Here is a 19,203-nt window from a genome sequence, read left to right on the forward strand (position 1 = left end):
CGAAGTCGAACCATGCCGAAGTGTCTAAGTGTCTAAGTTTGCCAACCTACTGTAATGAGTTTCATTTTGACATTCGGCTAACTTATGCAACAAATTTGTATCCCCTGAAATTAGAGCTTGCTTCTTTTTTCTACTCCAACCTTGCACCTGCTTCTCGCGCTCAAAAGCATCCACCACGGACTGATAATACTCACAGAAAGCTAGCTTCACAGGCAACCGTTTTGCCGTGTGGTTTGCGCCCTCACCTTGTTGATGTTGCCACAGCCGCCGTTCAAGGTTCGTTGTACTACCCGTGTAGTAACTACCATCAGCACATTCAAGAATGTACATATAAGCCATAAGTTGATTTGCGCGATCGCTTTTTATTTAGAAAAAGTCTTCTCTAACAAAAGTGTTCCCTGAGCGAAGTCGAAGGGAACACTTTCGCTCAGGGAACACTCCTTCTGAATTTTCATCATCCTTATAAAATAAGCAATCCGCCCTAGAGTTTCCCAAAAGTGCGATCGCAATAGCAATAGCAGTAATTGATTTCTGACTGCAAAGTTAATTGCTCTTGGTAGGAATGCCATCACAGAGAATGCGATCGCACTTCATCTCTTGTTTGACTAAATTCAGCGTTCCAAAAGATTACACAAATCATAGACGGTCAGAGATGGCTTCAGTTGTTGGCATGAAGCTTGTGTCTCAGATTTCATAGAGTGAAAGTTATAGAAAATCCTGGCTTACACGTGTTTGCTCTATTTTTATCCTTGGCGTTGCTCGCTGTTTGTGGCAATGTTAGGCTTAGATTTTCTGATTAAAGCATCTGTATATGCTTTTACACAAAAATAATCTGGCTATTACCTCCATTTTGGTAGTTAGAGAAAGGATTTAGTCATGGCACGGGATAAGGTTTCTCAAGAAGTAAAGCAGCGCATTGAAAAAGCACAGCGAGAAGGTGCAATAGAACTCGATCTCAGTGGTCTGGAACTCACTGAAGTGCCAGAGGCGATCGCATCCCTGACACAATTGCAAACGCTTAACCTTACCAGAAACCAACTGACAGCACTACCAGAAGCGATCGCATCCCTGACACAATTGCAACAGCTTGACCTATCCAGAAACCAACTGACAGCATTACCGGAAGCGATCGCATCCCTGACTCAGTTGCAAGTGCTTGACCTCTGCTTTAACCAATTGACCCAACTGCCAGAGGCGATCGCATCCCTGACTCAGTTGCAAGTGCTTTACCTCTCCAGAAACCAATTGACCCAACTGCCAGAGGCGATCGTATCCCTGACTCAGTTGCAAGTGCTTTACCTTTCCAGAAACCAATTGATCCAACTGCCAGAGGCGATCGCATCCCTAACTCAGTTGCAACAGCTTGATCTCTCCAGCAACCAATTGACCCAACTGCCAGAAGCGATCGCATCCTTGACTCAGTTGCAACAGCTTGACCTCTCTGACAACCAATTGACCCAATTGCTAGAGGCAATCGCATTCCTGACTCAGTTGCAACAGCTCGATCTCTCCCACAATCAACTGACGACACTGCCAGAGGCGATCGCATCTCTGACTCAGTTGCAACAGCTTGACCTCTCTGACAACCAACTAACGGTACTGCCAGAGGCGATCGGATCTCTGACTCAGTTGCAACAGCTTGACCTCGACAGCAACCCTCTTAACCCTAACCTAGCTGCTGCCTACGAGCAAGGCACTGAAGCAGTCTTAAAATATCTGCGGGCAAAGGCAGAGGCAAAAGTCACGCTCAATGAAGCCAAGTTAATCTTGATTGGTGAGGGTGAAGTAGGCAAAAGTTGCTTGTTAGGTGCATTACGAGGAGATGAATGGGTAGACGGTCGCCCCACAACTCACGGCATTGAGATTAAGGCTGTAATCGTTACCGATATTGACACTGGCACAGAAATCACGTTGAATGGTTGGGATTTTGGCGGTCAACGGGTTTATCGTCCCACACACCAGTTGTTTTTCAGTGCGCCAGCCGTGTATCTGGTGGTGTGGAAACCACGGGAAGGCCCCCAGCAAGGCTTTGTTAAAGAATGGATTACGCTAATCAAGAATCGAGAACCGGATGCGAAGGTGCTGATAGTTGCAACCCACGGCGGCCCTGGACAGCGACAACCAGATATTGACAGACAGGAAATACTAAATCAATTCGGCAAAGATACAATAATCGATTTCTTCCATGTAGACAGCAAACCCAAAAACGATACAACGCATTGCACCGGAATTGCACAATTAAAAGAAGCTATTGCTTGTGTCGCCGCATCTCTTCCCGAAATGGGGCGATCCGTTCCCGCAAAGTGGCAGCAGGTAAGAGAAACTTTGCAGACAAGCGATAAACCCTATCTGCCCTACGATGATGTCATTGCCATCTGCGCTGAACACGGCATTGATGAGAAGCAGGCAGAACTATTCCTTCGCATCTCTCATACTTTGGGGCATTTTATCCATTACCATTACGACCCAACACTTCGCGATATCGTCATCCTCAAACCCGACTGGCTGGCAAAAGCAATCAGCTTCGTGCTGGATGATGAAATGACACGCAAACGCAACGGTTTGGTGGAATTTGAGCATCTCAGCCAGTTGTGGAGCAATCCGCCATTTGCAGGCGAAGAAGGTTACCCGAAAGAACTTCATCCAGTATTTCTACGACTGATGGAACGCTTCGATCTGTCCTACAAAGTGGTTTTCAATCCATCAGAACCCAGCAATACCAGCCTGATTGCTCAACTCGTTCCCGATCTACGCCCAGAACTGTTACCCAATTGGGGAGAGCAACCAGAACCCGGAGACAGACAACAGGTGCAAATCTGCCGCATTGTGGACACTCGGAGACAGTTTGCAATTGCAGAAGGATTGTTCTACCAGTTGATTGTTCGCTTGCACAAATATTCACTGGGGCGGACAAATTACGAACACAGCATCCACTGGCAACGAGGCTTAATGCTAGACAATGATTACAACGGTCGGGCATTGCTAGAGTATATTGGCACTGATGTAAAAATCACAGTGCGGGCAGCTTATCCAGAACGTTTCCTGTCGTATCTCACGGAAGAAATTAAATGGCTAGTAGAGAATTTCTGGGAAGGGTTGCGTTGTAACGTTATGGTTCCTTGCATTACACCTTGCAGCATGAATACACCCGGAAATGGATTATTTGAGGTACAAAAACTGATTGAGAGTAAAAAGAAAAATCGCCATGAATATCCGTGTCCCGTTTCAGGGTGTGGTGAATGGCAAAACATCGATCGCCTACTGAATAACGCACCAACAGCTCAACCTCCATCTCAAGAAATTGGTATTGAGCAGTTCCGAGTCCTTGTAAAAGAGGAGCTAAAAGTCATCCGTCGAGATTTAATCATCTTAGATCGTCGAGATGAAGAACGCTTTCAGAAATTATCTCAGGAGCAGCGCACGATTTTAAGTCAAGTCGATGAGCAGTTTGCAGCACTGATGCAGATGCTCACTGATGAAGCGAAAGATGGCCCGCGCCTATTTAGCTTTAAACCTGTCGATCCGAAATTTTTCGATCGCCCTAAATGGATTAGTGACAAGTTTCAGCTCACCCTCTGGTGCGAACACGCACGCCAACCGCTTCCAGCCTTAAATCCCAATGATCGGAAAAAGGGAGTCTATGAAATAGACTTACCCCGCGAATGGTTCACCAAAGCAGTTCCCTTTCTCAGACTGTTGACAGGAACTCTCAGCCTAGTCTTACCTGTCGCAGCTTCCGCAACCAAATTCGTGCTTGATGACACTACCTACAAAGGCATTGAAGAACAACTCGACTTGGGACAGAAAACCATCGAGTCTACCTTGAAAGGAAGCGATATCGCTTTGGCTGGACAGTCAAAGAATGAATCTTCTTTGTTAGAAGGCGATGCAATCCGCGCCCAAGGCTCTATCTTACGAGAATTACACGCCCTTTTGAAAGAAAAAGACCCTAGTTTTGGTGGTTTAGTGCGGGTGCAGAACAAACGCCGCGAATTTTTGTGGGTTCATTCTCAGTTTGTAGATGAGTATTAATTTCCTGCATGAACTTTGCAATTAATTACTTATTGGCTAATAATTCTAGCCATAAAAATCCTTGTAGATGTTTTTATGTGAATCTACAGTGTATAGTTGTATAACTTTTTTCTTGTTGTACATTGGCGATCGCTAAAAATTCCACTCAACTTCTATGGTGATTGTCTTGGCAATGATACATGATTTGACTCCACCTTTAGAGAAACCATCGTCATTGAGGCTTTATATAGAAATAAAGGGAGACATCAAGAAAAATGTCTTCCCATTTTTTTACTCGTTACCGCCTCTCATCCCTCGCAGTGCAACAAATAGGATGGCAATAAATCCGAGGATGGGCACAGCGATCGCCCAAAATGGTAAACTTTGATTCTCACCTTGGGCTACATCACCATTGACATTTCGGAGATTTTGTGAATTATTAGATCCAGCAGCCACGGTAACTTCAAATTTGAACTCAAAAGGTTTGAACCTCGCCCCTGAGGCTGGTTTACCATTCAGTTCCAACTGATAAAGGCCTGGCTTGGGAAAGACAATTTCTGCACCTGGGATGCCTTGATAGCGCTCAGCTGCCACAGCTTTTAAGGTTGGTTCTAAAAGTGCTGGCTCTCCGGCTGCATAGGGTTCGGCATAAACAGCCAACTGACAATTACACTGGGCTAGGGGAATTACCTTTCCACCTCTGCGGGTAAGGGCAAACCAGGCTTGGCTTGGTTCTCCAGCACGAGGATTATCATTTGGTTCGAGGTGAAGGGTGCCACCGACATCTCCAGCTACTTCTACCTTATGAGCAGCAGCAGGGTAAACATTAGTTATTGGTATAGCTAGGCAACTCAGGAATAACAAATATTGGATCGTTCCTTTGTTGAGGTAACCCCTCTGTTTTGAACTCGTTGCGATTGAGGTAGAAAATAAGAATGATTTACCGCGACTTGGTTGGGGGAACATAAAACTTTTCTAAGGCTAACTTTGACCAAAAAAAGCGGGAACGTACTAACAAAACACCGAGGGTAACAATTACCATCAGTACTGCCGCGAATTTATTTCCCCAAGTTAATTGCCAGGAACCCAAATAATGGGAACCGATGGACACAGTATGGATAGCACTCAAGAGCAAAGCTGGCACACTTAATAGATGAATCTGTCGCCAACGTTTGCCCCAAGATTTTTGCAATGATTCCCAACTCGTGAAAGCGGCGGGGGATATTAATATTAATGCTACAGCACCCGCAGCCATCCCCCACTGAAATTGTGGCGGCAGGAAAGAAAAGCGAGTCAAATCCCATTGAAATGAGTGTGCGATCGTGTGGACAGTGTGAGCCACAGAAAGCACAAAAGCTCCCACACCCAAAGCACGTCGGTAACGCAGCGGTGACGCCCACAAGCCACTAATGGGACGGGCAATTAAAGCTAAGACTAAGCAGAATAAGGCGGCGTGTCCGGTGTAATCTACCATTGTGTCGCCAGTCCGCAGCAAGGTGATAACCCCAATGGCGAGGGTAACCCAGCCACCTAATCGAAACAACTGACTGCGCCTGTCTTTACTCACCAAAGAGGTGGAGACGCCTACACCTAACATGATGGGTAGAGTTCCTAAGCCAAAAGCCAGCATAGTTGCTGTACCCATCCATAAATTACCAGTTCCAGCGGCTTTAATTTGGGCTGCATACAAAAAACCGCAGGGCATTAAACCCCAAGTCATCCCCAAAAGCAATGGCGTCCACCATTTGGTTTTGAAGGAAAGTTTAACCATGCCACTGCTGAGGCGATCGTGTAAGCTGCCTTTTAATAAAGGATGTAGCAGGGGAATGCGTGGCAACAAATCCGGTTTTATTTGTGCTAAGCCAAACCAGATCAGCATTACACCAGTGATAATTGCCATCCAACGCCGGAAGTCGCTACCAACACCCGCTAGTTGTCCAGCTTGCAGTAATACCGAACCCAGCGCTCCAATGGCAGCACCGACTAGAGCATAGCTCAACATCCGTCCCAGATTTAGCAAGAGATGAAATTTTAATTGCTGTTGCCAAGTGTGGGGCTTTTCTAAGGTTGATGTCCTTCCACGACTAGCTGCGTGGGGAATTTTTGGCTGATGAGATAGAGAAAACGCCACTGTTAGAGGGCCACACATACCAAAGCAATGACCAAAACTACCCAGGAAACCCAGGATTGCGATCGGCAATAAATCTACCATAAAAAAAGTCCTGAGTTCTGAGTCATGAATCCTGAGTGTCAAAATAAATATTTTGAAGAGAAGAAATTATTTTTTCTTGGTTTTTGCTCAGTACTCAGTACTTAGCACTCCTCTAGTGGGGCACTTTAAGTGAAGTTGCGCTCTGTGTCAAAAGACAAAGCGTCAAACTTGATGTTTACTTTAGGGAAGTAACGAGGGTAGGTGCATAATTTACTTTTCATATAAAGTCTTAAATTTAGCTCTATGCCAAAATATCCTTTAAGGAATTTAGCAAGATAAACTAAAAACTCAGTATGCCATCCTCAGTTGACGATCGGGTTTTAGACTTTTATGCTCAGCTTTTTGAGGTTATATTCTCTGAGCCTTTCCGTGGACAAATATCTGAGCGAAGAAAGCTCAACCCTGTCATTCGTCAAGTCGAGGCTGCGGCAGATGCAGCATCGTCATCTTTAACTCGTTTTTTTCTCAACCAAAATACGTTTAGCTAGAAATGAGTCTGAAGCTGAGGCACGACGAGAAGGTGAGGGAGATGGAAACCGGATTGTTGATAATTTTAAAGACCATCCTTATATTCGCAATCTAGCTCGTAACCCTCTGATGCTTTCGGCTATCTGCCTAGTTAATTACTTTGAAGGAGGTAGGCTACCAGAAGATCGAGCATTACTCTATCGGCTTTGTGTTGAGGGATTGTTACATAACTGGGATCAGCGGGGTGGAATTCATTCTGAGTTTGGCTTTGATGAAAAGCTCCGTACATGCCGTGAAGTAGCTCTGGCAATGCAGACTGAGGATCGGGCTGAGTATAATGCAGTTCAGGTACAAGAAATTCTTGCAACAGTTTTGGGAGATTCAGAACGAGCTGCTAGGCTGCTGGAACATATTCGCTACCGCACTGGTTTATTACTGGAACGTCGGCCAGGTATCTTTGGTTTTGCCCATCTTACGTTTCAGGAATATTTAGCAGCAAGGGCAGTGCATGAGGGTAATCAGTTGGGTGTGGATAAAGAGCAGTTAGTGCAAGAACATAATGATAGTCGCTGGAAGGAAGTCATCGCCCTTTACTCTGGTCTAGCAACTACGCCTGCTGTGCGTGATTTGATTGAACAATTGATAGCCCAGCCAGATACAGAGTCTCTATCTGAGGTGCTGACAGAAGCATATTTCTCAGGAGGTTCAGAACTAGTCCAAGATAAAGATTTGCGTCAGCGAGTATTAGAACGAGTAGCGATCGCGCCAGTAGCTATATTTGCAACAGAATCATTGAATCGATTTCCACTTAAGGAAGTTGTACCTATTGCCAATGCACTTGTTGGTTACATTAGAAGCAACATCAGGCTCAGTGAGTCTCACAGATTTCTATCACGCAATTCAAACACGCTAGATGTAAATCTTCTATTAAAAAGGTTACAAGCATGGCAGAAGATGACTCCATTCCAAATCACAGAAATAATTCACCTTTTCCATAAATCTGCACCTGATGAACTATTAGTTGAAATAGCGAAAATTAAGGATTTATACACTTTAGTTGGTCCTAATTTTGAGGATAATGAAGTTTACTATTCTCAAGCAGAGATTGTTTTACTCGGACTATCATCTCGTGATTTTACCAACACACAATTTGCAGAAGGTTTTGAGGCAGTTTTTCGCATAGTTATGATTGTATTGTGTAATTCAAAATGTCTTTCATGGACTACTTTAGAATCATTTGAAAGCTTGGTACAAAGAAAAATAATAGAAGTACCAATTCCTGATACCAATTCTTTATGAAGCTGCGCTAAATAAGGCTTCAAGAATAAAGTCGTAAGAAGTGAGAGAGGCAATCATCGAAGGTGTAATTTCTTTGAGGACATCAGTTAACTTGTGCTGTAGTTGTGTGAGAGTTTTACAATTTTCCCATTGGAGTTGAGATTTGAGAAATTCCCAAAACCGCTCAATTGGGTTGAGTTCAGGAGAGTGAGGAGGTTGAAAAATCGGGATAATGTTATCTGGGATATCGAGAGCTTTAGCTTTGTGGAAAGATCCTTGGTCGAACTGGATAACCGCAATATCATCACCAAGATCAGCAGATAGCAACTTCAAAAAGTGTTGAAAACAATCAGCATTCAGGTAGGGGAACTCATAGAAAAAGCTGTATCCACTTAGAGGTTCTACAACTCCGTATAAATAAAAATTTTCACGTTGCCATTGACTTAAGCCCACAGGTTTAACTCCTCTAGCTGTAATCAAACGTCCTGCAATTGTCTTTAATCCTAAACGTGTTTCATCCTGACCGGAGGCGGAGCGTCTCCGGCTCCGCACAAGTACCTCAATCGTTTCCCCGCTCCAAATTCCTCCTGCAAGAATTTGAATGCTAAAGGCAGTTTTTTTTAAAGTGAGATAGACTTTGTGGGTGTTGTTTGGTACTTTGAGGACGAGGCACTTTTAACTTCGCACCCAAACGCTGGCGAACAATTTCATAGACTGTTTTGTAGGCAAGTGAAACCCCTAATTCGCTCTTGAGCCATTGTTGAATTTGGCCATAGCTAGTAAACCCAGATGGCTCCTGTAACCGCTGTTCCAAGCGTTCTAAGTCTGAACCAATAATGCTCGGAGCTTTTCCGGGTGCATGTTTGACTTCAAGCAAGCCCCTTGTTCCTTGATCTTTATACTTCCTTACCCAACGAGTTATGGTTGCTACCAGAGCGTCCTAAACGTTCTGCAAGCGATCGCCTGCTGCTAACTTGACCACTCTTGAGCCAATAGAGCATTTGTAATCTTTCTTTACTGCTTGCCGTGGTGGCATGTTTGACAGCTTTCTCCAATTCTTCTTGGCTTTCTGAAATCTCAATTTGGAATGGACGACTCATCACAAAGTTACTCAATGCACCCATCTATAAGTTTGACCTAGTTTGGCGCATCTTCATACAGAATTGGTATGAGAATCTCGAAACAAAGAAGGAGTTCGCGTTATTAGCAAGAAAATTGGCCACCCATCTCAGGAAAGTGAAGCTAGAAATAGGAACAATAGAAAGTCGTAAAATTGCTATAAAATCTCTAAAAATTTGGGCAAACTTACTTGAAGGCGTTAAACCTCAACAAACAACATCTCGTCAGTCTGCATCTGTTAAAACTCAAACTAACAAACCTAAACCTACAAAGAGGTAAATTAACTTGAGTACCGAGTCAAAAATATCCCCTGCCTTTGAGCAATTTCTTGCCGACACTAACGAAGATGATAAGCGAGATGCGATTGTTGTTTACCAAGCACCACCAATTGAAGGTTTACCATTACGTGGTCGCTTACGAGAACTAAAACGACGATTAGATGAAGTAAAAGAACAGGTACAACTTCAAAAAGCAGTTGAACAAAAAGTTATTGCTAACTACCAAGAAGCTAGCCGTGATTTGGGTTACACAAAGCAACCGCTAAAAACTTCCTCTATTGGTACTGGTACATTACCTGTAGCCACTGTCGAAGTTACTCGCAAAACCCTGAAAACTTTAGCAGCACAACCTGGTGTTGTTGCTGTTCTCCCCAATCAAAAAATTCACCTCATCCGGCCTCAAAAGGTTGAATATTCAGCACTGATTGAACAGGAAAAGCAAGATAATCTCACTTGGGGTTTAAAACAACTTGAAATCCCTCAACTTTGGCAAAAAACCAAAGGACAAGATATTAATGTTGCAGTTCTTGACACAGGGGTTTATGCTGCTCATTCAGCCCTCAGCGATCGTGTCAAAGATTTTATTGTTATTGACCCACTAGGACGACGCATCAAGTCTGAGCCAGCTTTTGATTGTGGGCAGCATGGCACTCACGTTTGTGGAACCATCGCAGGCGGTCAAACCGCAGAAGGTATTTCTATTGGCGTTGCTCCCCAAGCAAATCTGTTTGTTGCAGGTGTACTCATTGGTGATGCTTCCTTGCGAACTTTAATGGAAGGAATTGCTTGGGCAATTGAAAAAGGGGCAGATATTATTAATATGTCTCTAGGCTTGAACTACTATGAGCCTCTGTTTGCCGAAGTTCTGGAAATCTTGCTCAATCAATATGGCATTCTGCCTGTGGTAGCGATTGGTAACGAAAATCATGGTAACAGTAGCTCACCTGGTAATGCTTATAATGCCTTCTCAGTGGGTGCAGTGGAAAAAAGTGAAAATAATTTTGAAGTCAGCTTCTTTAGCAGTGGTGCAAGCCTTGTTTTTCCTGGACAGCCAAATCATTTGGTAACTAAGCCTGATATTGTTGCGCCAGGTTCTCAAATTTACTCATGTATTCCTCCTACCAAAGGCCCTGACGGTACTTATGAGTACAACTTTATGGATGGAACTTCGATGGCAACTCCTCATGTGGCAGGAGTCGCAGCTTTACTAATGGCAGCAAACCCAACCGCACCTCCAACCGATATAATAAGAGTACTCAAAGAAACCGCTTATCATCCAAACGGTTCTGCACTCCGACCTTGTAACCGTTGGGGAAATGGATTAATCCAGCCAGTTGAGGCATTGAAAGCCCTCACATCAATCTAACCGGGGATAAGCACGATGCAAAGGCACGATGCACCCAATACAAAGAAGCTTAGCCCTGAGTTTGCAGCTCGGTTGACAAGTCTTGAACCTCAACAAAAAGTTCGTGTAATAGTCCTACTTCAGGTTCAAGATGCTCAAACCTCCCTCAATAAGCGTCAATCGCGTAGTGAGCGCCAAGCTGCAATCAAAGCCGTGCGCGAGTCAGCAAAACAAGCTTTAGAAAACATTGTTGAAATTATCCAAAACTTTGACGGACAACCGTTAACCGAACATCCTGATTTGTTCGGCTCTATTCCACTTGAAATTAGTGTCGCTGGTGTCAATGCCTTGGCTGAATCTGAGGCAGTTAAAGCTGTAATGGAAGATCAATCAATTTACCCAATACATTTAAGTAATTCTCCTAAAATCAATAAACTTGAATAGCTTATTGATTTCATACAACAGGTTACAGTTCACTTACTCTACAGTTTTTCACTTCAAATTGCAGCTAGCACAGAATTCTGCGATCGCATTTATGCTTGGAGATTTGCGCTACCCTAAGTCTGGAAGCCAAGGATAAATCATATGAGCAAATGGATCTGGCTGATGCTGTTGGCGCTGATGACAGTTGCGATGGTAGCTAGCACAGGTAGCACATTTTTTGAACAGCGTCCCTCACCAGAAATTGTTCAGAGCATTCCAGTAAAAACACCAGAACCACAGCCAGGGTCTCAGGAAGTTGACAGTACCCTACAAGTGTCTGGTGAAAGACTGTTAACTCATATCCAAAATTTGAATTTTCAGCGTTACACAACAACAGAGCGATCGCGTACTCGCACATATATCACAAATGAACTGAAAAAATTCGGCTGGACACCTAAATTAGAAAAGTTCTCCGATGGTGTAAATATTTTTGCCGAACGTGCAGGAACAAACAAAGCTGCTAAAGCAATTCTCGTTGGAGCGCATTACGATACTGTTGCCTCTTCTCCAGGTGCCGATGATAACGCCAGCGGTGTAGCTGTCATGCTGGAAGTTGCGCGGCTGTTGGGTTCCCATCCTACACCACGGAAGCTACAGTTAGCTTTTTTTGACCGAGAAGAAGCAGGACTTTTAGGTAGCCAGGCTTTTGTTGGCAACAAAGCACGCTTAGACAATTTGGGCGGGGCGATCGTCATGGATATGGTAGGTTATGCTTGTTACACACCTGGGTGTCAAAAATATCCTGCGGGATTGCCTGTTACCCCACCTAGTGAGAAAGGCGATTTTTTGGTGGTAGTTGGCGATACAGAACATTTACCTTTACTGAATGCGTTCCAAAACTCCCAGAATATTCCCCCAACTGCTCTGATCAAACAGCAATCAAATCTACCGGCAGTTTTGACACTACCAATTCCTCTCAAAGGTTTACTGACACCCGATACTTTACGCAGCGACCACGCACCGTTTTGGTATCAAGGAGCAGGTGCTGTACTGGTAACAGATACCGCTAATTTACGTACTCCCCACTATCATCAACCTAGCGATGTTCCAGCGACTATTGAGCGATCGTTTTTCACAGGTTCAGCCCAGGTTGTGGTTAATGCTACCACTGTTTTATTAGAAAAAAACGAGGATTTAGCAACTCAGCCAGCGACCTAATTCGTAATTAGTATGTTTGCGACACACCAATTATTCGTAAGGGCACAACAATGTTATGCTCCTACCCATCTGTTGTATTCTTTTTTCAAATTTGTATTATTTTTTTACGGCAGGTTTTATTTTTAATAACTATACATACGAGTGTCAAATTATTTCCTATTCAATACTGTTCGGATAAGATCCCCCCGCCTGTAGCGACCCCCTTAAAAAGGGGGTAATTAGAAGAAAAAGCCCCCCTTAAAAAGGGGGGTTGGGGGGATCTTAGAGGCATAAACACGTTAACCGAACTGTATTGATTTCCTATTAATCAACTTTTAGTTGAGGAAAAGTTAAAGTCCAATTCTCTTTATCATTTATCTCAAAGTACAAACCTTGGAGAATCAATCGCACGGATGTTCGAGTTCTAATGAACTTTCTCAATAGATAAGTTCCTGGCTCAGCAACAATACCATCAATTTTTTTTCTATAACCGAATTGTTTTGAACAGTAATTGCCAGCACCTTTGACCGTCAACACAAAAAACGGAGCTTGTTTGTATTCATCAGGAATCATAAAGATTCCGTATGATTTATGTTTACCAAGCCACGGCTTAACAACAACTTTACTGGCTTGTATTTGAAATTTTGTAGTATTTGATGCTAAAAAAGCTTCAGAATTGCAAACAGAATCATTTACGGGCCACCATAATGCAATAGTACTTAGCGAAAGTAGGAAAATAAAAATATAAGTGAGTCTGGGAAGCATAAAATTAGAAAAAAGTGTTGGTGCTACTGGTGCAATTTGAAGAGTAATGGTAGTGCAGCAACAGCAATAAGACTATCCACCTGCAACAGGTTAGTGATTGGGCATTGGGGATGGGGCATGGGGCATTGGTTACCAGCAAAGGACTAATAACTAATGCCTAATGACTAATGACTAAGGACATTTGTTGCAATATTTAACTTAGTTGAGAAACAATCGGTTTTTTGTGGCTATTAACACCGATTTTTGCTGAAATTTTTAGCTGTAATGAATTGTACAATTCTTTGTTTTTGTGATGTTTTTGATGAGTTGCGATCGCACCCGCAGATATATTTCCCACTTAGGAGCGATCGCTATTAACTTCCAACAAAAAATCTGCGTCTATTTATTTGTAGTAAATCAAGTAGCCAAATACACGAATATCCGCTATATTCACGTAAGTATGAATTGGTGAAAATCTTCATGGCTAGAAGTTGGGATCTAAAAAAACTTGGTAGTTTCTTGTGCGCCATTGCACTGACGCAATTCGGTACAAATACTTGTGCAAAAGCAGCTGACACAGTTGTTGTTCGTTTTGGTCTATTTACAGAATCCATCACCCTTGCTGAGTTGCAAAAGGCTGCAAAAAGTGGGGAATTACCTAGAAGTTTACAGCCTTACACTAAACGATTATCCCAAGAACAACGTCAGTTCTTTTTGGGTGCGTTAAACACGAATTTACCGTTAAATGTTGTCACTATTAATAGATTACTTAATACGCAGATTGGTACAAGTATTCTCAACGATCTGGCTACTGCTTTAGCCAGGGAAGACAAAGCTGGAGTACAAGCACTCAGGGCAGGATTAGTATTAGGCTCTAATGCACCAGGCGGACTTTCTATACTCAGTTTTATTGCCGCTTATCCGAGTAAACGCTTAGAAATAAATGTACCGCAGGCTTTTAAGGTTGCAGGAAGTTTGAATACGGCTTTTTGGCGCACTCAGCAGTTTATGTTGGCAATTGCGCCTCAACTCGGCCTCCTGACACCACAGCCCTTGACACCCCAGGTTGCTTTTCCTTTTGACCCCTCCCAACCAGGAACCGCTAAAGTAGAAATACTCAAATTAGACTTAGATGACCAAAAGCACAATCGCAAAATTCCAGTTGATGTTTACTGGTCAACTGCTGCAACTCCTGACAAACCCGTGATTGTCTTTTCTCACGGTTTCGGTTCAATCCGCACGGACTTGCGTTATCTTGCGGAACATCTAGCATCCCACGGTTATGTAGTCGCAGCTTTAGAACATCCTGGTAGTAATGCGACAAATGTTGGCTCAGCTTTACAAGGGAAAAACAGATTTGTCAAGCCTGAGGAGTTTTTGCTTCGCCCTCAAGATATTAGTTTTGTTCTCGACGAATTAGAAAAGCTCAATCAAACAGCTAATAACCCCCTTGCTGGGAAACTTGCGACTCAGAACGCGATGGTTGTTGGCTATTCTTTTGGTGGTGGTACAGCTTTGGCAATTGCTGGCGCCGAGTTACAACTAGAACGTCTCAAACAACGCTGCAAACAGAACTTGGCGATCTTGAGTTTAGGAGAAGCTATGCAGTGTATCGCTCAAGAACTGCCAGAAAATAGCTATCAATTGCGGGATAACAGAATTAAAGGAGCGATCGCTCTCAATCCTACAACTTCTCTGATATTTGGTGAAACTGGGTTAACCAAGGTGCAGGTTCCTACTTTGGTGTTAACAAATTCAGCAGATAAAACCACCCCAGCTTTAACCGAACAAATTGTCGGATTTGATAAAATCCCATCCCCCAAATGGTTAGTTGGTGTAGTTGGAGGTACTCATTTGAGTGTCAAAGACCCAAGTACCACTCAAGATCAAATCGGACAACCAAATACCCCTATCAGTGGCGGTGAAGTTGTCAACGAAAAAGCAGCTGATGTTCGTAAGTTAGTTAAAGCTTTAACTTTATCCTTCGCTGCACAACTGACTCCAGAAGCTAAAAACTACGCAGTGTTTCTCACATCAGATTATGTAAACTCTACATCAACCCCAGCATTTCCATTCCGGCTAGTTACTGAAATTCCTCCTAATGCTATGGCTATAGTCAAAGAATTCGTTGGAAATAACTAGCCCTTTTAACTAGCCTTTTTTAACTAGCCTTTTGTAGTTCGGCAGACATGTAGTTCCAGAAATTAATTTTTAATCTTTGTCCTTTGCTAATGAAAAATGACGAATTAATCCGATTCGATCGCGTGTAAAAAATTACTTACATCTGAGGAAACAGGCAATAGGCAATAGACTTCTTGCAAAAGTCGGGAAAAGGGGGAAACGTTTGGTATTTTCCCTTTTCCCACAAGAGTGCAAAAAGCAATTGATTGCAAGGGGTCTAATGAATACTTTTACTATTGCCCTTTGCCTATTCCTTGAGCTTATGAATAATATCAATTCAAATTATGTTTGCGATACATCAATTATTTATTTGTAAGGGCATAATACCGTTTCACTTTCAAATTGATGCAAATAGGCAGCAGGAGGGTAGGGAGCAGGAGGACACGGGAAAGAATTAAAGACCAATCATTTGTATCATGTATTTCGTGAAATGGCATAACAATATTCCCTACGATAACCTGTACTTTATTAACATCCAATTTGCTGTATATGGCATTAATTTTTTCAGCCTCTGCCTAAACATAGATAAATCAATTAAATACTATAGATAAATCAAATACTAAATTAAAGTATAAATTATTACTAATTTATTAAGTGTCACAAGCTTGTATCAAGTTAATATTGTTACATATTATCGTAACTGTTTGCTTCCTGAGATTATTGAATTATCAGTAATAATAAGCGTTCGGATTAAATATTATCACTGCTCCCAAGAATATTCAAATTCTAACTAAAATACTTTACTGCTCAAGTAATAATACTGTGATTCTACGCTACATACTATCAGTATTTGAAAAACTATACTAAATTTTTACAATAAAACTAAATACTTAGATATTAACTTTATAATACTTTTGTTAAAAATATTATTAGCTTATAAGCACTAAAAAGGCAGGTGAATAAGGTCAAAAAAAATAAAAATATCACCTATAATACTACAAATTGCGCTCAGAAATAAATTACTTGAGGCTGAAATATATTTTCAGCTTTGTGCATTGCTCTAAATTGAATTGCACAAAATATTAAAACAATTTTTCTTTGGCAATGACTCAAATCAGCCCAAAATGCAACGCTATGAAGGCTGATTTTTTAGATAAAAATTGATTCAGCTATCAGATAGCATCATCAAAGGAATTTGAATTCAGAATCTAACAATTACTACACTTGACTGAGGCTAATGCAACTCTATACACCTATTGAAATTGAACAACTTCAGGAAAACGAAGACCTTCCCTACTTAATTCAAATTTTAGATTGGGTTAAAAATTTTTTAGGAAGACCTCATCCTCATTTAGGAAGACCGGGGGCAGTTTGTCCTTTTGTACCTTACTCTATAAGATCCAACAGTATTCGTTTGGCAGTTATTCGCACGAAAGATTTGTATCCAGAACAAATAGAAAATATTGTCAAACGTTATCGAGATATCTTCCTACAGATGGATGTTAAAGAACAAGAATCAAAAATTAGTAAAGCTTTTTTGCTGATATTTCCTGATATCCATATAGAAGATGCTTCTAAAACCATAGATAGCATCCAACAAAAACTTAAACCTATATTTGTCGAATCAGGACTAATGATTGGAGAATTTCATAAACGCAATCAAAGTCCTGGTTTACATAACCCAGACTTCCGTCCACTACGTAGCCCTGTACCTTTGTTAGCTATCCGATTTATGGTTGAAGCAGACTTACCTTTTCTTCAAAGTCCCGCCGATCCACACTTACGCATTAGGTATCTGGAAGCTTATTTAAAGCGGTTTGGCTATAAATTTACAGATGAGACTAGGTTTAAAACTGCTTATCAGGCATTGGCTTTAGCGAAAGAAGAAGTAGAAACAGCAAATCTAGTGAGTTATTAAAGTTTTAATCAGCTATAAGTTATCACTTACCGCTGATAACTGATAACTGATCTCAGACTTGTATTTGATATTTCCAGCAAATAACCTATCGTTTTGGCTGTTTATTGTGTGTTTTGTGTTCCCTGTTTTATTCTAAAAATTTATCAAAGATTGCAGTGCGCCACTTCAAGCATTACTGAAATCTGATTTCTAGCTTTTTGATTTAACTGACTCGACGACCTTGACAGATAGTTGCAGTCAAGCATGGGACTACACCATCACGATGAACAGCGATCGCATCAGCTCGTTTACCTAGTTCGAGACTACCGCGATCGCCAAATATGTCAATAGCTTTCGCTGGATTGCTGGTAAATAGTTGCATCGCTTCGTAAATCGGCTTATCAGTTTTATCAGCAATCAGAAAGATGACTTGCAGCAGGCTTTGGGGAACTTATATTAAATCTCTCTTTCTTCTTTGCGCCTACCCTTCTCCTTCGGAGACGCTACGCGAACGGGAAGCCGCTTCTCTACGAGACGCTGCGCGAACGCGTCTATGCGCCTTTGCGCGATCGAAATAATTAAGTAACACCAAATAACAGAGAGTTTACAATTTATCCTCAAAAAATACCATACCTTCATAAGGAACTTCTCTAGTTGCAGCAATTCGGGAAAACAAATCACCCACATGCAATTCCAACTTATGAAAATCTGGATCGAGAATATATAATGAATCTCCCTCGCTGATATTTTCTTTCCACTTTTGTACGCCCAAAGAAATCAGGCGATCGCTATATTTTTGAAACTCTTCTTCGGGAACGCTAAAAGCAATATGAGTATACTCAACCGCAGGATTTGTAAGGGTATTTGCATCTAAAGATAGGCACAACCACAAATCACCTGCGAGTAAATAAGCGCCTTTTTTCCATTTGGCGATCGCTCGACAACCAAGAATTTTGGTGTAAAACTCAAAAGATTTTTCCACATCGGAAACTGACAAAGTAATATGATTAATTCCTGTAATCATTGAAACCCAGATTAAATTTAGCTTTCTTCATTTTGGATTTTGAATTCATTTACCCTTCATTTATCGCTGTTCTGTAGTAACCAGGTCATAACATTTTCGATTTTGTAGTATAAATAAACTAGGGATTGGAGATTGAGTAAAATGCCGCAAGAAATAGAGCGAAAATATTTAGTGATTGGGGATGATTGGAGAAGTTTAGCTGAAGGTCGTATCTATCGTCAGGGATATATTCCTACACAAGATAAAGTGACTGTACGCGTCCGGATAATAGGAGAAAAAGGTTATTTGACAATTAAAGGCCCTACTATTCAATATTCCAGATTAGAGTTTGAGTATCCTATTCCGATTCAAGATGCTCAAGAAATGCTTGAGACATTGTGTCAACGTCCATTTATAGAAAAAATTAGATATAAGATACAATCGGGCAGCTTGATTTGGGAAATAGATGAGTTTGAGGGTGCTAACAAAGGGCTAATATTAGCAGAAGTTGAACTCAGCGACGAAAATCAAGAAATTGAACTACCAACCTGGATTGGAGAAGAAGTTTCTCATGATTCCAGATATTACAACAGCAATTTAGCAAAACATCCTTTTTCAGAATGGTAATTGTTGACGGTTGACGGTTAATAGTGAGACAACTCAACGCAGGAAGGTGTCTGTTAAGTTTCGTTCCTGAAACATCACTTGTTTTGAGTCAGGAAACTTTTCTATAAGTAGAGCGATCGTAACCTCCGATCGATACCATTTCTTTGTAAGGCTGCGCCTAATTTCCTTGACTTAATATCAATAAAATTTTTAATCACCTCTTGTTTTTTAGCACAATCTATGCAAATCTCATAAATGTATAATACGGTAAATCAGTCAATTTACCGTATTATATGTAAGAAATTGAGTAGATTAGCCAATAAACTCAAATTTAGTTACTTGAGAGTATGTCTGAGACTGGGGACTGGGGACTAGATATAAGTACACAAAGAGTACAGGGCAAAAGGATAATTCTTCTTAATCCTGAGCGCTCAATGATGAAAACGGACAGAGAAGGCAGTATTGGAAGTTAGCCCTAGTACCCAATCACCAAAATTTAGG

General features: G+C 41.7%; 20 protein-coding genes. 10 read left to right on the forward strand and 10 right to left on the reverse strand.

The window, feature by feature from the left end; translation table 11 throughout:
- Positions 1–24: 24 nt before the first annotated feature.
- On the reverse strand, positions 25–339 hold the full coding sequence (locus NSTC745_RS24625; RefSeq protein WP_445633305.1) for a GIY-YIG nuclease family protein: 315 nt from the start codon (positions 337–339) through the stop codon (positions 25–27).
- A 23-nt stretch (positions 340–362) separates the two neighbouring features.
- A complete protein-coding gene (locus tag NSTC745_RS24630; RefSeq protein ID WP_445633306.1) occupies positions 363–569 on the reverse strand; it encodes a hypothetical protein in 207 nt (68 codons plus the stop codon).
- 307 nt (positions 570–876) lie between these two features.
- On the opposite strand from NSTC745_RS24630, the gene NSTC745_RS24635 reads away from it, so the two are divergent.
- A complete protein-coding gene (locus tag NSTC745_RS24635; protein WP_445633307.1) occupies positions 877–4,032 on the forward strand; it encodes a leucine-rich repeat domain-containing protein in 3,156 nt (1,051 codons plus the stop codon).
- Positions 4,033–4,302: 270 nt separating this feature from the next.
- Here NSTC745_RS24635 and NSTC745_RS24640 read toward each other — a convergent pair whose 3' ends face one another.
- Together NSTC745_RS24640 and NSTC745_RS24645 are read right to left on the reverse strand one after the other, a co-directional pair.
- Entirely contained in the window at positions 4,303–4,977 is a 675-nt protein-coding gene (locus NSTC745_RS24640) for a hypothetical protein (protein WP_445633308.1), read from the reverse strand.
- Complete coding sequence (locus NSTC745_RS24645; protein WP_445633309.1) at positions 4,952–6,223, reverse strand: urease accessory protein UreH domain-containing protein; 1,272 nt, start codon at positions 6,221–6,223, stop codon at positions 4,952–4,954. Before NSTC745_RS24645 ends, NSTC745_RS24640 begins: the two co-directional genes overlap by 26 nt.
- Positions 6,224–6,516: 293 nt before the next feature.
- Between NSTC745_RS24645 and NSTC745_RS24650 the strand changes: the two genes are divergently transcribed.
- Positions 6,517–6,711 (forward strand): hypothetical protein, encoded by a 195-nt coding sequence (locus NSTC745_RS24650; RefSeq protein ID WP_445633310.1) that lies wholly within the window; start codon positions 6,517–6,519, stop codon positions 6,709–6,711.
- A gap of 109 nt (positions 6,712–6,820) precedes the next feature.
- On the forward strand, positions 6,821–7,990 hold the full coding sequence (locus NSTC745_RS24655) for an NACHT domain-containing protein (RefSeq protein WP_445633311.1): 1,170 nt from the start codon (positions 6,821–6,823) through the stop codon (positions 7,988–7,990).
- Here the strand turns inward: NSTC745_RS24655 and NSTC745_RS24660 are convergent.
- The 3 genes from NSTC745_RS24660 to NSTC745_RS24670 are packed head-to-tail and all read right to left on the reverse strand — an operon-like array spanning position 7,985 to position 9,069.
- Positions 7,985–8,521 (reverse strand): IS630 family transposase, encoded by a 537-nt coding sequence (locus tag NSTC745_RS24660; protein ID WP_445632652.1) that lies wholly within the window; start codon positions 8,519–8,521, stop codon positions 7,985–7,987. The genes NSTC745_RS24655 and NSTC745_RS24660 overlap by 6 nt on opposite strands.
- 52 nt (positions 8,522–8,573) lie before the next feature.
- On the reverse strand, positions 8,574–8,846 hold the full coding sequence (locus tag NSTC745_RS24665; RefSeq protein ID WP_445632651.1) for a winged helix-turn-helix domain-containing protein: 273 nt from the start codon (positions 8,844–8,846) through the stop codon (positions 8,574–8,576).
- 19 nt (positions 8,847–8,865) lie between these two features.
- Positions 8,866–9,069 (reverse strand): hypothetical protein, encoded by a 204-nt coding sequence (locus NSTC745_RS24670; RefSeq protein WP_445632650.1) that lies wholly within the window; start codon positions 9,067–9,069, stop codon positions 8,866–8,868.
- A gap of 304 nt (positions 9,070–9,373) precedes the next feature.
- Between NSTC745_RS24670 and NSTC745_RS24675 the strand changes: the two genes are divergently transcribed.
- From NSTC745_RS24675 to NSTC745_RS24685, 3 genes are all read left to right on the forward strand, one after another.
- Complete coding sequence (locus tag NSTC745_RS24675) at positions 9,374–10,732, forward strand: S8 family serine peptidase (RefSeq protein ID WP_445633312.1); 1,359 nt, start codon at positions 9,374–9,376, stop codon at positions 10,730–10,732.
- A 15-nt stretch (positions 10,733–10,747) separates the two neighbouring features.
- On the forward strand, positions 10,748–11,155 hold the full coding sequence (locus tag NSTC745_RS24680; protein ID WP_445633313.1) for a hypothetical protein: 408 nt from the start codon (positions 10,748–10,750) through the stop codon (positions 11,153–11,155).
- 141 nt (positions 11,156–11,296) lie between these two features.
- Complete coding sequence (locus tag NSTC745_RS24685) at positions 11,297–12,352, forward strand: M20/M25/M40 family metallo-hydrolase (protein WP_445633314.1); 1,056 nt, start codon at positions 11,297–11,299, stop codon at positions 12,350–12,352.
- Positions 12,353–12,655: 303 nt separating this feature from the next.
- On the opposite strand, the gene NSTC745_RS24690 is transcribed toward NSTC745_RS24685, so the two are convergent.
- The gene (locus NSTC745_RS24690) at positions 12,656–12,904 is read right to left on the reverse strand and encodes a hypothetical protein (protein ID WP_445633315.1); all 249 of its coding nucleotides are present in this window, start codon (positions 12,902–12,904) and stop codon (positions 12,656–12,658) included.
- 484 nt (positions 12,905–13,388) lie between these two features.
- On the opposite strand from NSTC745_RS24690, the gene NSTC745_RS24695 reads away from it, so the two are divergent.
- From NSTC745_RS24695 to NSTC745_RS24705, 3 genes are all read left to right on the forward strand, one after another.
- Positions 13,389–13,547 carry a hypothetical protein gene (locus NSTC745_RS24695; protein ID WP_445633316.1) on the forward strand — a complete coding sequence of 53 codons (159 nt, stop codon included), beginning with the start codon at positions 13,389–13,391 and terminating at the stop codon, positions 13,545–13,547.
- Positions 13,548–13,555: 8 nt separating this feature from the next.
- Positions 13,556–15,217, forward strand: coding sequence for an alpha/beta hydrolase (locus NSTC745_RS24700; RefSeq protein ID WP_445633317.1), 1,662 nt, complete (start codon positions 13,556–13,558; stop codon positions 15,215–15,217).
- A 1,216-nt stretch (positions 15,218–16,433) separates the two neighbouring features.
- Positions 16,434–17,114 carry a DUF6875 domain-containing protein gene (locus NSTC745_RS24705; RefSeq protein WP_445633318.1) on the forward strand — a complete coding sequence of 227 codons (681 nt, stop codon included), beginning with the start codon at positions 16,434–16,436 and terminating at the stop codon, positions 17,112–17,114.
- 202 nt (positions 17,115–17,316) lie between these two features.
- On the opposite strand, the gene NSTC745_RS24710 is transcribed toward NSTC745_RS24705, so the two are convergent.
- Positions 17,317–17,532: an amidohydrolase family protein gene (locus NSTC745_RS24710; RefSeq protein ID WP_445638678.1), complete on the reverse strand. Its 216-nt coding sequence runs from the start codon at positions 17,530–17,532 to the stop codon at positions 17,317–17,319.
- Between the two features lie 165 nt (positions 17,533–17,697).
- A complete protein-coding gene (locus tag NSTC745_RS24715; RefSeq protein ID WP_445633319.1) occupies positions 17,698–18,117 on the reverse strand; it encodes a fosfomycin resistance glutathione transferase in 420 nt (139 codons plus the stop codon).
- A 141-nt stretch (positions 18,118–18,258) separates the two neighbouring features.
- Here NSTC745_RS24715 and NSTC745_RS24720 point away from each other — a divergent pair, with 141 nt between their 5' ends.
- The gene (locus NSTC745_RS24720; RefSeq protein ID WP_445633320.1) at positions 18,259–18,723 is read left to right on the forward strand and encodes a CYTH domain-containing protein; all 465 of its coding nucleotides are present in this window, start codon (positions 18,259–18,261) and stop codon (positions 18,721–18,723) included.
- Positions 18,724–19,203 lie beyond the last annotated feature (480 nt).

The sequence above is a fragment of the Nostoc sp. DSM 114161 genome, from assembly GCF_052692665.1.